Below are 13167 nucleotides of genomic sequence, written 5' to 3'. Positions count from 1 at the left end.
ATGGAACAAGCTGGCCACAACCGCCTTTGCTCTTACAAGCTAGAAGGAGGCAACAATGCAATCGACGTGTATTTTTGCGAAGTCGGCAGGGTCGCTCTGCGGATTCGTGTTGGCGCTCTCGGTCCTTGGCATGTCTGGCTCGGCAATGGCGCAGACCAACGAGGTCGCGAAAGACTGCAGGGTCAAGCCCGACACGGAGGGAGCGAAAAACCTGAGTGGCCAGTTGGACGACTGTAATGGCGTCTTAAAGCCGCCGAAGATCGGCGACGAGATCGTTACCCCGGCGCCTTCGACCGGGACTATGCCGGTGATAAAGCCTGGCGATCTTCCGTCGAACAGATCCCACGATAGCGGGACAACCGGCAAGTGATGCCGTCGCCGGCTGTGGTTGCGGCCGTTCGCAGGCCGAAGGCAACATAATCATCCCCGGGCGTTCGCTGCGTGGGTTGCAATCGCAGAAATTCGGAGGAAGTCCAAGCATGCCCAGAGCAGGATCCAAGAGTGCCAGCGGTTTTGGGTTGCGCTAATCTCTTGATGACTGCCACCTGGCCGACCTGACCCGATCCTAAGGCAACGCATAGGCGATGAGAGTATCTCCTACCGGGGTCTCCATGAAATGATGACCGCCAGCCATGATGACGACGTACTGCTTGCCATCGACGGAGTAGGTCATTGGCGTTGCCTGACCTCCGGCTGGGAGACGATCAGTCCAGAGGGTCCTCCCTGTCTTGATGTCAATGGCCCTGATCAGATTGTCGGTGCTTGCGGCGATGAAAACCAATCCACCAGCCGTTACAACGGACCCGCCATTGTTGGGTGTCCCGATCGTGATTGGCAGCATGGATGGAATGCCGAAGGGACCATTTGTGCGGGCTTGTCCCAATGGACGATCCCAAAGCGTCTTTCCGGTTTTCAAATCGATCGCACGGATGCCGCCGTAAGGTGGCTGCTTGCACAGAAGCCCTGTGAACGGCAGCCGCCATCCGGCATTGACGTCGATGGCATAAGGAGCGCCCGCTTGTGGGTCGCCGGCGCCTTCGGCACCACCAATCTTGCCGCGTGCCTGATTGCGGGGCGCCCAGCCGAGCTTGTCGGCCTCCGCCCTTGGAACCAGTCGGTTGTAATTCGGCATGTCGTTGTAGTTGGCGATCAACACGCCGAGGCGCGGATCCATTGCGACCCCGCCCCAGTCGGAGCCGCCATTATAGCCGGGATATTCAATGCTGTGACGGTTGCTCGTGGGTGGCGTGAAAAAACCTTGGTAGCTCGCCCGACGGAACTGAATGCGGCAGATCATCTGGTCGATCGGCGACATGCCCCACATCATCGCCTCAGTCAGGTCGGGTTTGCGCAACGTGTGGAAGGTAGAGAAAGGCTGGGTCGGCGCGCGTTGTTCAGGCTCAACACCGCCGCTTGGCACCGGGCGCTCCTCAACCGGCGTCAGCGGCTTGCCGGTGCGGCGGTCAAGCACAAAAATGTCGCCGCGCTTGCTCGGCAAGACAAGTGCAGGGACAGGCCCCTGATCGGCCGGATAATCGACCAACGTCGCCTGCGATCCGAGATCATAGTCCCATACGTCATTGTGAACTGTCTGGAAATGCCACACCGGTTTTCCTGTCGTGACGTCAAGGGCCACGAGTGAGGTCGCGAACTCTTTTTCAGCCGGCGAACGGCTGCCGCTCCAATAGTCGACGGCCGACACGCCGAGCGGCAAATAGACCAGACCGAGCTGCTCATCGGCTGACGCCGTCGTCCACATGTTGGGAGTGCCGCGCGTATAAGTTTCATGCTCTGGCGGCAGGACGGTGATGTCAGGCCGCGCCATGTCCCATGCCCACCGAAGCTCGCCGGAAACCGCGTCATAGCCTTGAATGACACCCGAGGGCGCATCGCGCTTCTGCCCGTCCAGCACTTGATGGCCGACCACGACAATTCCTCGCACGATAGTCGGCGCAGAGGTTATGGAGAACATGCCCGGATCGTGTTCACCAATGCCGGTCGTGGTATCGACGGTGCCTGCTCGGCCGAAGTTGGGGCAAGGTTGTCCGGAATTGGCATCGATGGCGATCAAGCGCGCGTCGAGAGTCCCTTCAAGGAGGCGGTTTGCGCAGAGCTGTGCGGAGTTCACGCCTGGAACGCTATAATAGGCGAGGCCGCGGCAAGCCGCCGTATAGGGAATGTTTTCGTCGGGAACTCCGGGATTGTGGCGCCAGTTCTCCTTTCCGGTCCTGGGGTCAAGTGAGATGATGATGTTCTTTGGCGTGCAGAGATAAAGCGAATCTCCCACTTTCAGTGGGGTAGTTTCCGCCCCATAAGTCCCCTTCGCGCGCTCACTCGGCAAATCGCCGGTATGAACGATCCAAGCGCGCTTGAGCTGCCCGACATTGGCCGGCATGATCTGCCCCAGCGGCGAGTAGCGCCGTGCACTGTAGCTGCCGCCGTAAGCTGGCCAGTCGGCTCCTGGCTGGAGAGGAGAGGGATCAGGCATCTGCCGAGCCGCCATCTCGGTAACAGGATTCGCGCCTTGACGAGGCGCAAGCAAGGCAATTCCCGCAGCTCCCATGACCGCGATCATGATCAATCCGGCAAGAAGGAGAACCGCAGCACGCCAGCTGCTGACCGGGCGCAAATATGGCAATGTCAGGAGCAGGACGGCAAGAAGCACGAGAGGCGCGACAATGCGGGGAACGAGTGCCCAGCCATTCAAACCGGCCTCGTTAAAGGCCCATGCGACCGTTGCCAGTACGATGAGTGCATAAACCCAGACGCTGCTGCGCCTGTGCGCGGCAAGCAAAATGCCGGTCGCGATCAAGCCGAGGCCGCTGAGCACATAGTACCAGCTCCCCCCAAGCGTCGCCAGCCACGCGCCACCCGCAGCAAGCACTAAGCCTATCAGAAGAATGATGAGAGCGATGACAAACACGAAAATGCTGCCGCGACCCATGGAGTAGCGGAATTGCAACATAAGCTTGAACTCCTCTGCGCTGGAACTGATGTCCGCCGCATCGAGGCGGATGCCCATTATATCATCACGTGACATAGATGACCAAAGGGCATCGGCAAGCGTCGCGGCCGGAATTCACGGCAACGTGTTCCCACTTTAATTGAACTTCTTTCGGGAACTTCAACGCCGACAGATCAAACCGACGGTCGAAAAGGCGGTCAAACCCATGAGTTCGGGAGATCGCCAGCCATAGCCAAAGCCTTCTCGTAGGTGGCCAAGCCCGCCACAATCTTCGGAATTCTCTCGAATCCAAATTTGACGTTGGAGCAGAGCAATCACGGTTTTTTGAAGTGCTTCTCCGGCGACGCCGCCTGGGCTAAGTCATTATCTTGCTGGCTGAAATTTTCATTTGCGGCTGCGGACGCAGATTATGCGTCTGTTCATCCTATATTCATAATTGACACAATTCGATCTAGATGAATAATATCATGACATGATATTGTTGTGAGCGTTGGGTCCCATCTTCCATAATGCGGATGCCCTCATGCAGCGGAGAAAAGCGGTGCTCGAGTTCCTTAAACGAAAGAGATCGGCAATGGACCCTGGTGAGCTCGTTGCCCTTAGCGTGTTGCTTGATAAATGGTGCAAGAGACATGGATATAATCACGCCGATGCGACGACCAAGGCGGCTGTGATACGGATGATCGAGTTGCGCGCTAATGGCGGCACGATAGAGGAGCTTAAGGCCACGTTGTCGCTCCAAAATGATCAGCCTGTCCCGCCGATCCAGCCGACCGATCTGGTGACGGAACCGCTCTAATAGTGACTGCCACACCATTAGACAGGACAAAGAGAATGACGGCGTATCGATTTGATTTGGTTTCCGACGTGTCTGCCGCGAAATATCCAGGCCACGTTATCTGTGTAGGAGGCGATCGCGACCGGACGACTGGCGTCCTCACTCCATACGGGCGGGTGCCAGAGCCGTGCGAGCAAGCGTTGGAAGCTGCGATCTACCGCGCCCTTTTGTTCCGTCAACGAGATGCACGCCCCATTGGAGTCCGCGACAACGGTCACTTGTGGCCGTCGCGCCTGGGAGCCGTCATTCCGTGGGAACCACCAGAGGGAGCGTAGGCGAATTTCTGTTTCTGCCAACTATACAAAGGCGTGGCCGGCCAATCCCAGAGACCCGGATGGAACAAGGGTGAGCATTTGGGTCGCCTTCGATGAAAGCAGATCAGGCTTGTGTTTCGGGTGAATTATTATATCATTCCATGATGCAATTGAAACAAGGAGAACAGCTGTGTAGGACTCAACGGCTGGGCCCACCGACCTTCCAAGACGCTCTGGATCTGGTCGATCGCCGGGAATTCTGCCCGTCGAGGGAACGGGTTGAACTTATTCAAGACGGCGGTGGACAACGATCGCCGCCATTTGACACGGTTCCAAACGCCGCGGAGACCTATGCACATCGGATGGTTGACATGAAGGATATTGCTTCGCCGAATGCCCCGTGACGGATAGCTAAATGTTCGGCTCGACTTGGTGAGATGTCGTGCTGGAGCGGGCCTGTCCGGAATGATTTCGGGCAGGCCCTTTTCGACGCATCATACCGAAAAGCGCTCTTCGCCAACTCGCAGGGCAGCGACATTCCGCAGGCGCACAGGCTGCTCCTCGCCGGTTCGGCCGCGAGTATTGCGCCTGTCTTCATAACCGCTCGTGCATGGTCTTCTGCCATATAGAACTACGAGCTCCTCAAGGCTCTTAGCCTCGTCAACCTCCCGTATCTTGCTCCGCCTTCGTCTCGATCTTCATTCCACCACCTTTAACTCGGCGAGAGCGACACCCGAGACGATTGAACCAGAATCTTCAAACGCTACTTCAATAGGGAGGAGAATTGCCATGAGTAAACGGTTGAAAATCCTTTTGTTCGCCTATTCGATCTGTGTTTTGATCTGGTCGGCCATCGTTTTTGTCGGGCTGTCGACGCTCAATCACCATGATGATGTGACCTTTGTCTCCAGCGCCGAGCACTGATGTTGTCGGCAGGACATCGCCCCGGTTCAGTAAAACTGTGATTTTCGACAGATCCATATCCATGCTGCAGCGACATCGGGATCCACGATGAGCCTTTCATCGGCGCCCGCCTTCCGAGTGACATCGTCTCAAGTTCACAGAAAATCGGAATCCTTTTTTAGCTTCGCTCGCCGTGGGTTGCGTGGCCTCGTGCTGACGGGCTCGGCACGGAGGCGACCAGCCTCGAAACCCGGGCGGCGCAGGGTGTCAGGACAGTATCAGTCCGGGGAAGCAACGAGCTTGCGCAGACGGTTGCGGTCGGTCGCACCGGCCTGAACCATTTGCGCAGTTCGCGCGCGACGTCATGCGCTTCTTTTCTGTCCGGTTTTATTGCATTCGTCCGGCAGTGTTCCCTCACCAGGCTTTGAACCATGGTGACGTCGTCCCGCCCGAGGGACGGCAACCCTATCCCGAATGCGTTGGACATGACACTCTCCGCGCTTTGGCATACCCACATCCGACATGTTCGGAAATGAGGGGGTGATCTTCCCGCGCATTTGGCATTAGAAGAGTTCCTGATCTGCGTCATGTATTGAGTCCATCATGCCCATTCCCTATCGCTATTCCAAGCTTCTTCGCCGCTCCCGTGTTCTCTGGGGTTCCTTTTCCCTGTGGCGGCCGAGGCTGGTCTTCTGGTGCGGTGCATTGGCGATCGGGGTGATCAGCGTCGGGTTCGCAAAGCTTGCGGATCTGGCGCAGAAGGGCTTTGGGTCTCTCACCTCTTCCGGCGAATGGGCTTTTCTGCTGCCGCTGGTGCTGACGCCGGCCGGATTTATGCTGTCGGCCTATCTGGCGGCGACGCTGTTTCCAAATTCTGGTGGTAGCGGTATCCCGCAGGCGATCGCCGCCAGACATTTGAGACACGACGAAGACCGGACGCCGCTGCTGTCGCTGAAGATCGCCTTCGGCAAGATCGTGCTCACGGTGCTCGGGCTGTTTTCCGGTGCCTCGATCGGCCGCGAAGGCCCGACGGTGCAGGTCGGTGCGTCGATCATGCTGGCCGTCGCTCGCTTTGGAGGGATGGCACAGGCTCGCGGGCTGATCCTGGCGGGCTCTGCCGCAGGCATCGCGGCGGCATTCAACACGCCGCTGGCTGGCATTGTCTTCGCCATCGAGGAGATGAGCCGGACATATGAATCGCGCGCCAACGGGCTGGTGCTGACCGCCGTCATTCTCTCCGGCCTCGCGGCACTCGGGCTTTCGGGCAGCTACAACTATTTTGGCATGGCCTCGGCGGCTCCGACGGAGTTTCGCGACTGGGGACTTGTTCTGATCTGCGGCATCGGCGGCGGCGCTCTTGGGGCGGCTTTCAGCGGCTTTGCGCTGCATTTTGGTCAGCGCATCCGCCGCTGGGCACAACCGCAGCCACTGAAGCGCATGCTGGCGCTTGCCGGTGTTTGCGGGCTGGCGATCGCAGTGATCGGCGTCGCAGCTGGCGGTACGACGTTTGGCACCGGCTACGAGCAGGCGAGAAGCGCAATCGAAGGCAACGCCCTTCCGCTGCTCTTCTTCCTCGAAAAACTCGCCGCCAGCTTCCTGTCGATGATCTCAGGCATTCCGGGCGGCATCTTTGCGCCATCGCTTGCGGTCGGCGCCGGTTTCGGCAGCACGGTCGGATCGCTGCTCGGCACCAGCATCGCGTTGGCGGCCATCCTCGGGATGGCAGGCTATTTCGCAGGCGTCGTGCAGGCGCCGATGACGGCCTTCGTCATCATCCTTGAAATGACCGGCGACCACCAGGCGGTCATTCCGATCATGGCCGTTTCGATGATCGGCTACGTGACTTCGCGCATTCTTTCGCGCGAGCCGCTCTACCACGGCCTCTCACGCGTCTTTATCGCCGCGGCTATCCGAGCGCGGCGTGCTGTCGAAAGGGAATCGCAGTAGCGTGCTTTGACACACGCACATCGATCCTGCGCAGTTCTGTGGCTGGCCAGGTGTGCTTCCGGCGCCAAAAACGCCTGATGGGCTGCGCTCGATCCGTCCACCGGTGGGGTCGACGACGCAAGGCCTGACCAGTCCTGCGTCTCGCGCCCCAAGGCCATGCCCGATCTACCACCAGAACGCTCGAATCCACAATCCACCACTCTTCTGCTTCGGCAGTACGAGGTTCAGTATTCCACCGCCAGCCGCTGTTCCTTTGAAGGCGTCATTCGGTTGATCTGTCTCAGGTGGCGGGGCTCCAGACCCAGGCGAACGATGATAGAATTTTCTCGCGCAGTCACGAAATTAACACAGTCTTTTTAGCAACATCGGGTGAATATGGCGAGTGAGCTATTCGTCGATGCCTGTGCTATCCAATACCTAACGTATCGGCTCAGCTCGGGACCTTTCTTCCAGCGTGCTCCGCCGTTCATATCATGACATTTGAGAAGGACTATTCGCATGCCTCGATCGGGACGCCGGACTTCTGGCCCGACTGACGACGTCTACGAAGGGCTGGCGGGATTCCGGCTAGCCATGAGGCGCTTCCTGTCCTTCAGCGAAGCGGCCCTTGCTGAGGCCGGTGTGACCTCGCAGCAGTATCAGGCTCTCCTAGTAGTGCGCACGGCGCCAGGCTGGCAGATCAGGCTCCGCGATCTCGCCGAACAGATGCTCATGCACCACAACAGTGCCGTCCAGCTCGTGGATCGGATGTGCTCGGCAGGTCTCGCCGAGCGGATACCTGCGGAAGACGACAAGCGCAGCGTGCTGATAGGCCTGACCGCAAACGGCGAGCGGACGCTTGCGTCCCTAGCGAAGGTTCATGTCGAAGCGATGCTTGCGCACGAGCCGTTGCTGGCTGAATCCTTGTCCAGGCTACGCCAGGTGACGGAACTGGCCTGACTGTCACTCACCATTTCTTGATCGGCACGTGCTTGACCTCCGAACACATTATTGTATCATGGCGTGATATAACGGAGGAGAACAGTTATGCAAAGTGTCGAAGCTGGCTGGTCCAACTACCGACCGTCCAAGACCCTTTGGGCCTGGTCTATCGTCGGCGCCTCGGCATTGACGATGGCGCTTGGCTTCACCTGGGGAGGATGGACGACGTCGGGAAGGGCCAGGGTGATGACCGACATTGCCGTCCGTAACGCAAAGGCGGATCTGGTTGCTGGCATTTGCGTCCATAACTTCGTGACGGCGAGTGACGCGCAGGCGAACTTAAAAACGCTGCAGGCGAAATCGTCATGGCAGCGTGATGACTTCATCACCGAAGGAGGCTGGGCGAAGATCGCGGGGATCGACGGTACTGTCACGAACGCGGCGGACGCCTGCGCCGACCAGCTCGTGAAGATGAAGGAACTGCCGCAATCGGGAGGAGACGCTGCAGTCACCGACAGCTAGAGTTCAGACCGGAAGTGATCAGTTATCCGGTCCTCGCGAGGCCCGTCCGAAATGATTTCGGGCGGGCCATTTTTAATGTTTGAAATCGATCGCGCCAGCAGCCTCCAGTGCCTGCAGAACCTCTCTTGTCATGAGGTGAGCGGCCATCAGCACCGCAGGCGACAACGGTCTGCCGTCGCATGCGTCCCGACATATTTTCAGAAGGCCCATCAGCTCGATCGGGTTCTCGATGAATCCGTCCAGCGCGTCTTCAACATCCTTGGGAAACCGTGATCCGACCTGGGCCACGAGCTCGCCGTCGTCGCTCAACACTCCCCGACTGATCAGAATGGTTTCCAGCCGCGGTATCCAGAGACCGAGTTCGGCGCGTCTATCGATCATCTCGTCCCCTCCCCAGCCCGTTCAGAAGAAGAGCCGCATTCCTCCTGGCGGAACGCCTCGTTCGCCTTCGCGGATTGTCCTCAGATATTCGAGAACGTCCCGGATCAAGTTCGGGTGGGCGGGTTTCGATATCAGGCCGATAACCTTTAAAAGATCGGTTTCAATCAGTTCGGGGCTTCCCGTGACCATGACGACCGCGACGCCGAAATCGCTCGCAAGATATTGCCCGATCCGCGGACCGGTCGCTCCGTCCCTCAGGTTGACGTCCACCAGAGCAATCGTGCTGAAGGGTGCGAGCTGCTGCGCTGTCTCAAAGCTGTCGGCTATCCCCGATATCTCATAGCCAAGTGTCGTTACAATATCCTCCAGATCAGCCGCGATCAGCACGTCGTCTTCGACGATCAGAATTTTCTCCCCAACCATGTGCCCGCCTTTTTGTTCATGCTGCATTCAGGATTGACAATATGGGCGAACAGTTAAAGAATGTCACCACATGATATAAGGAGCGAGCCAATGACCAAGACCGCCTTCCTCTCCGCTGTGTTTGCCTGCTATGTCGCGGTCATGTTCGCCATAGCTTCCATCCCCGGAGAGACGCCTTCCGAGGTCTCGCAGGCTCTACAGCTACAGGCGGTGAACTGATTTCCGGCGCAGCGTGGCGAATTCAACCATGACTGCGGCGTCGGAGCTCAATGATGTCACTTGAGGGCAAGCTCTTTCTAGCAGCCGTCGTACTGTTCGTCGCGGCGATATGGGGCGGAGTGGTTTACGTCTTCTTGCAGCTCTGACCCTCCAATACATCATCACGTGACATTTTCTGCTTGAATCGGAACAGATGCGCGCGGCGCTCATTACTCCTGCGAAGGAGTCACTCGCATGGTGATGAAGGATCATATCTGCCCGTTTGGGCTGAAGTCCCTCGATCTGTTGAAACGCGAAGGCTACGAGGTCGAGGACCATTGGCTGAGGACGCGCGAAGAGACGAATTCCTTTCAGAAAGAACATGGGGTCGAGACCACGCCGCAGACATTCATCAACGATGCCCGCATCGGCGGCAACGACGATCTGCGGCGGTTTTTGGGCAAGGACGTCAGAGACCCGCAGGCGACGTCCTATAGGCCAATCTTGACAGTGTTCTTCACGACCGCGCTGATGTCCGTCGCCGCCAATTGGGCATCAGGCTCGATAATGACCGTCCGGGTCTTCGAATGGTTCATCGCTTTTAGCATGTGCGTGCTCGCCATTCTAAAACTTCGAGACCTCGAGAGCTTCTCCAATATGTTCCTTGGCTATGATCTGCTCGCGCGGCGCTGGGTCCGCTACGCCTATCTCTATCCTTTCGGCGAGGCGCTCGCGGGCGTGCTGATGGTTGCCGGCGCACTCGTCTGGCTTTCTGCCCCGATCGCATTCTTTATCGGCGCCGTGGGGTCTTGGTCTGTTTACCAAGCGGTCTACATTGAGAAGCGCGAACTGAAGTGCGCCTGCGTTGGCGGCGACAGCAACGTGCCGCTCGGCGTCGTCTCGCTTACGGAAAACCTTATGATGGTGGCGATGGCATTGTGGATGATCACGAAAGCCGTGGCGCTGTGACAACGATGAAAGGTTTTGAAATGCCGCCCGAACAAGACGAATCCTTCTACGACGTTCGAAGTCTACGGCGCTGCTATGGCATCGGCCGGCACGAGGCGGAGCGGCTTATACAGCGGTTTGGCAACTCGAAGCAGGAATTGGATCTGCTCCTTTCAGCCCGTGGGAGGACTCCCAAGCATCGCCTGAAGGAACTTGCGACACCCGAGCAGAGAGCTCCGTTTGGAATTGGCTGATCGCCCTCACTTGCAGTGGGCAACGCGCTCCAGCGCCGCCGTCACGCCTGTCAGTGAATAGGTATAGCTTGTATGAGTGCCTCGCGCCGACGTCGCGTGCAGCGTCATCTGGCTGCCAGACCGAAGTGTATTGACGAATTCCGGTTCGAGTGCGGCGTCGGAGACCCAGGCGCTGTTGCCCTTCACGAACATCTTGAATGTCCGCTCTCCGATCGAAGCCTCTACCGTCGAACCACTCTTCAACGCGTATCCGAGGATGGCTTCAGGTTCATTGCCGCCCCCTTTCTCCGCCGGCGCGATGAGGAAATAGTTCTTTCCATGGTCCACATTTGCCGGAGCAGATTCCTTCGGGACCGAAAGCGCGTAGCAAACCCGAGATCCGTTTCTCGAAAAGGAATAGACGCCCCAATCGCCGCTTTGAGACATCATCCTGGCCGCGGCATGGGCGGTCAATGGCATCGATGCAGCGATAATAAGGCTGGCAAGCTTCTTCATTTTTTTCCCTTCTTGAAGTGTCGAAATCAACGCTCGCGGCTCGATCCTACCGTCGGTTTGACGCGGCGTTTCCCGCGCAGGAACATGACCTCATCGAAGATGATAGCCCCCTTTATGACGAGGCCTTCCCAGACCCGGTTCCAAGCTGGCAGGTGACCATGAAGCCGGCGCGTCTTTGCAGACAGGCGCGGTGGACGAAACCGTGACGAGCTTTGGCGTGCGATTTCGCTGAAGTCTCTCGTCGTGAGGCCCAGAAGGTCGGCAAGCACTTCGTCTGAAAAGCAAGGAGTTGGGTTTGGGAACATCGGGCATGGTGAAGGTCGAGCTCGGGATTTAGTAATATCACGATGTGATATAATTCATTCCGGCGCGGCGGTTCAACCCCTTGTCGCGCCGAAAGGGCTATCGGCACGATTTTGATAGATGTCTCTCCTGAAGGAGTACATGTCATGTTCGCAGCGAGTTAGATTCGGACGCGTACTATTCGGCCCGCCTCCTCAAGCGGAGTGACGGTCGTCTCACTACTGCTCTGGCCTTGCTGGGGAGGGATTTAACACGAGATGATCGGCGATTACGAAATCGTCTCGCACGCGGAACCTCCTATAGCCAATCTGTACGTCTTGCGATCGAGTAGCCCAGAGTTCTCACAGCTCATTTCACGGATGCGCCATCCAAAAATCAACGACGTACTGCTGAAGGCATTTGGCGCTCTGACCGGCGTCCTGATTGGCGCCCTCATCGTGCCATTTATTTCTTTCGAACGTCACTGACCGCCACGAGCTTCGAGCAACGCCTCCGCTCCTCCTCAGGGCGTTGTGTCCGTTTCGTCTTTCAATGTTCTAACGGGGAACATTACCGGGGCTTAGTTTCGCAAAGCAAAACGAAGAAGCCAAGCACGATCGAAAGTGACACCACCGCGAGGCCGTCCAAAAGCAATTCTTCTCAAGTCTATTCGATCTCACATCCGTTCTTCCCGAGGAAAATCGGTGCGAACGCCGACATCTAATGCGGCTCACTCCGATCGGTCACAGGCGAGACCCGAAAGATCTTCTTTTGGGGTCGTTCGCCCTCCCTGGTGATCAAGACAATCACAGTGCACCGATCGGCATTGGGACGTATCGACAGCAGGCGTCCCTCCGTTTTCATCAGAATCTGATCGGCAGCATCGGTACAATCAACCACCTGCGCCTGTGCCTCTGCCAAAAGCACTGGCGACGGACTGGCGGGCTCGGCAAACGCGATTGTTCCTGTTGTCAACAAAATGAGTAACGACATGGTATTGGCCCCTTCCACTGTCATGATATCGGCACATTTGGCGCGATGCAAATATGTGACGCTCGAAATGACGAGAGCCGGCGCGATAGTGGGCGCCACAATGCCAGCTACGGGGGTAACACCGATGCGACTTACCCTGGCACTGATGGGATTTTGATGGCTCCCTTGCCCCGGATATCGCGCCAGATTGAACAGGTGCAGTATCACGATCGCGATCGTCTCGGCTGTATGCGGGCATCGCAGTTATCAGCACTACCGCCCGGGTTACGGCGGGCAAAGGGACGGATGGTGGCGTGCTTTGGCTGCTTTCGGCGGCGCAGGAGCAATTAGCGGCGCCATTTCGGCCGTTGGCCTGTCATTGCGCTACATCCGTTGGTGTGCAGCACTCCCGGACTTATCGCGCTTCCGATAACACTCATGTTTCAGGTATTCCGTGAGAACCGTCTGCCGCTCGCCTTGCAGATAAGTCAAAGTGACAGAGCTCTGACCGCATTCGGGCTGCTGCACGCGCACCGCACCTAAATCCGTCTACATGGCGATAGGCGCAACGCGTACCTCATTGAGTCGCTGATTCGATCACACTCGTTTTTATCCACCAGGACAGTAACGAGGCCAAGAAGGGTGAACTCGCTCTTCCTCGTGACTGACCCCGCCGCCGTCGAGGCATCCGAACCCATGGTGAAGCACGTCGGCTACTCCCTCGCTACCGCGGCGCCACCAATCTCGATTCAATAATGGAGCACCGGGAGCATCAGTCGACGCAATGCTCGCTTTCCACGAAGAGCAAGTATAGATGATACATGAGCCATCGAGACGGGAAGTGCGTCTTACCGACATCGACTT

General features: G+C 57.8%; 15 protein-coding genes. 10 read left to right on the top strand and 5 right to left on the bottom strand.

Annotated features, from left to right (window positions below):
* Positions 1-55 precede the first annotated feature (55 nt).
* On the top strand, positions 56-370 hold the full coding sequence (locus tag N2600_RS26300) for a hypothetical protein (protein WP_260299368.1): 315 nt from the start codon (positions 56-58) through the stop codon (positions 368-370).
* 195 nt (positions 371-565) lie between these two features.
* Here N2600_RS26300 and N2600_RS26295 read toward each other — a convergent pair whose 3' ends face one another.
* On the bottom strand, positions 566-2965 hold the full coding sequence (locus N2600_RS26295; protein WP_260299489.1) for a membrane-bound PQQ-dependent dehydrogenase, glucose/quinate/shikimate family: 2400 nt from the start codon (positions 2963-2965) through the stop codon (positions 566-568).
* Between the two features lie 523 nt (positions 2966-3488).
* Here N2600_RS26295 and N2600_RS26290 point away from each other — a divergent pair.
* The 6 genes from N2600_RS26290 to N2600_RS26265 all read left to right on the top strand — a co-directional run bounded on the left by N2600_RS26290 (position 3489) and on the right by N2600_RS26265 (position 8350).
* Complete coding sequence (locus tag N2600_RS26290) at positions 3489-3764, top strand: hypothetical protein (protein ID WP_260299367.1); 276 nt, start codon at positions 3489-3491, stop codon at positions 3762-3764.
* A gap of 406 nt (positions 3765-4170) precedes the next feature.
* Complete coding sequence (locus N2600_RS26285) at positions 4171-4461, top strand: hypothetical protein (RefSeq protein ID WP_260299366.1); 291 nt, start codon at positions 4171-4173, stop codon at positions 4459-4461.
* A gap of 385 nt (positions 4462-4846) precedes the next feature.
* Positions 4847-4981, top strand: a complete 135-nt coding sequence (locus N2600_RS26280) for a hypothetical protein (protein WP_260299365.1) — start codon at positions 4847-4849, stop codon at positions 4979-4981.
* A 582-nt stretch (positions 4982-5563) separates the two neighbouring features.
* Positions 5564-6907 carry a chloride channel protein gene (locus N2600_RS26275; protein WP_260299364.1) on the top strand — a complete coding sequence of 448 codons (1344 nt, stop codon included), beginning with the start codon at positions 5564-5566 and terminating at the stop codon, positions 6905-6907.
* 573 nt (positions 6908-7480) lie between these two features.
* A complete protein-coding gene (locus tag N2600_RS26270; RefSeq protein ID WP_260299363.1) occupies positions 7481-7846 on the top strand; it encodes a MarR family winged helix-turn-helix transcriptional regulator in 366 nt (121 codons plus the stop codon).
* Between the two features lie 87 nt (positions 7847-7933).
* A complete protein-coding gene (locus N2600_RS26265) occupies positions 7934-8350 on the top strand; it encodes a hypothetical protein (protein WP_260299362.1) in 417 nt (138 codons plus the stop codon).
* A 72-nt stretch (positions 8351-8422) separates the two neighbouring features.
* On the opposite strand, the gene N2600_RS26260 is transcribed toward N2600_RS26265, so the two are convergent.
* Together N2600_RS26260 and N2600_RS26255 are read right to left on the bottom strand one after the other, a co-directional pair.
* Complete coding sequence (locus N2600_RS26260; protein WP_260299361.1) at positions 8423-8731, bottom strand: hypothetical protein; 309 nt, start codon at positions 8729-8731, stop codon at positions 8423-8425.
* Between the two features lie 21 nt (positions 8732-8752).
* Positions 8753-9154 (bottom strand): response regulator, encoded by a 402-nt coding sequence (locus N2600_RS26255; protein ID WP_260299360.1) that lies wholly within the window; start codon positions 9152-9154, stop codon positions 8753-8755.
* A gap of 90 nt (positions 9155-9244) precedes the next feature.
* Between N2600_RS26255 and N2600_RS26250 the strand changes: the two genes are divergently transcribed.
* A complete protein-coding gene (locus N2600_RS26250; protein ID WP_260299359.1) occupies positions 9245-9373 on the top strand; it encodes a hypothetical protein in 129 nt (42 codons plus the stop codon).
* Between the two features lie 234 nt (positions 9374-9607).
* Positions 9608-10321, top strand: coding sequence for a glutaredoxin (locus tag N2600_RS26245; RefSeq protein WP_260299358.1), 714 nt, complete (start codon positions 9608-9610; stop codon positions 10319-10321).
* A gap of 239 nt (positions 10322-10560) precedes the next feature.
* Here N2600_RS26245 and N2600_RS26240 read toward each other — a convergent pair whose 3' ends face one another.
* Positions 10561-11049 (bottom strand): invasion associated locus B family protein, encoded by a 489-nt coding sequence (locus N2600_RS26240; protein WP_260299357.1) that lies wholly within the window; start codon positions 11047-11049, stop codon positions 10561-10563.
* Positions 11050-11609: 560 nt separating this feature from the next.
* Here N2600_RS26240 and N2600_RS26235 point away from each other — a divergent pair.
* Positions 11610-11819, top strand: coding sequence for a VanZ family protein (locus N2600_RS26235; protein ID WP_260299356.1), 210 nt, complete (start codon positions 11610-11612; stop codon positions 11817-11819).
* A 232-nt stretch (positions 11820-12051) separates the two neighbouring features.
* Here N2600_RS26235 and N2600_RS26230 read toward each other — a convergent pair whose 3' ends face one another.
* Entirely contained in the window at positions 12052-12531 is a 480-nt protein-coding gene (locus N2600_RS26230; RefSeq protein ID WP_260299355.1) for a hypothetical protein, read from the bottom strand.
* Positions 12532-13167 lie beyond the last annotated feature (636 nt).

The organism is Rhizobium sp. WSM1274, from assembly GCF_025200775.1.
GTDB classification, from domain to species: domain Bacteria; phylum Pseudomonadota; class Alphaproteobacteria; order Rhizobiales; family Rhizobiaceae; genus Rhizobium; species Rhizobium leguminosarum_I.
The sequence above is the reverse complement of the archived record's forward strand: the minus strand, read 5'-3'. Positions and strand labels throughout refer to the sequence as shown.

Excerpts from the sequence above, each read along its gene's own strand:
- N2600_RS26265 (WP_260299362.1), top strand. The coding sequence starts at position 7,934 with ATGCAAAGTGTCGAAGCTGGCTGGTCCAACTACCGACCGTCCAAGACC.
- N2600_RS26250 (WP_260299359.1), top strand. The coding sequence starts at position 9,245 with ATGACCAAGACCGCCTTCCTCTCCGCTGTGTTTGCCTGCTATGTCGCG.
- N2600_RS26290 (WP_260299367.1), top strand. The coding sequence starts at position 3,489 with ATGCAGCGGAGAAAAGCGGTGCTCGAGTTCCTTAAACGAAAGAGATCG.
- N2600_RS26280 (WP_260299365.1), top strand. The coding sequence starts at position 4,847 with ATGAGTAAACGGTTGAAAATCCTTTTGTTCGCCTATTCGATCTGTGTT.
- N2600_RS26275 (WP_260299364.1), top strand. The coding sequence starts at position 5,564 with ATGCCCATTCCCTATCGCTATTCCAAGCTTCTTCGCCGCTCCCGTGTT.
- N2600_RS26260 (WP_260299361.1), bottom strand. The coding sequence starts at position 8,731 with ATGATCGATAGACGCGCCGAACTCGGTCTCTGGATACCGCGGCTGGAA.
- N2600_RS26295 (WP_260299489.1), bottom strand. The coding sequence starts at position 2,965 with ATGTTGCAATTCCGCTACTCCATGGGTCGCGGCAGCATTTTCGTGTTT.
- N2600_RS26285 (WP_260299366.1), top strand. The coding sequence starts at position 4,171 with ATGAAAGCAGATCAGGCTTGTGTTTCGGGTGAATTATTATATCATTCC.
- N2600_RS26255 (WP_260299360.1), bottom strand. The coding sequence starts at position 9,154 with ATGGTTGGGGAGAAAATTCTGATCGTCGAAGACGACGTGCTGATCGCG.
- N2600_RS26235 (WP_260299356.1), top strand. The coding sequence starts at position 11,610 with ATGATCGGCGATTACGAAATCGTCTCGCACGCGGAACCTCCTATAGCC.
- N2600_RS26300 (WP_260299368.1), top strand. The coding sequence starts at position 56 with ATGCAATCGACGTGTATTTTTGCGAAGTCGGCAGGGTCGCTCTGCGGA.
- N2600_RS26270 (WP_260299363.1), top strand. The coding sequence starts at position 7,481 with ATGAGGCGCTTCCTGTCCTTCAGCGAAGCGGCCCTTGCTGAGGCCGGT.
- N2600_RS26245 (WP_260299358.1), top strand. The coding sequence starts at position 9,608 with ATGGTGATGAAGGATCATATCTGCCCGTTTGGGCTGAAGTCCCTCGAT.
- N2600_RS26240 (WP_260299357.1), bottom strand. The coding sequence starts at position 11,049 with ATGAAGAAGCTTGCCAGCCTTATTATCGCTGCATCGATGCCATTGACC.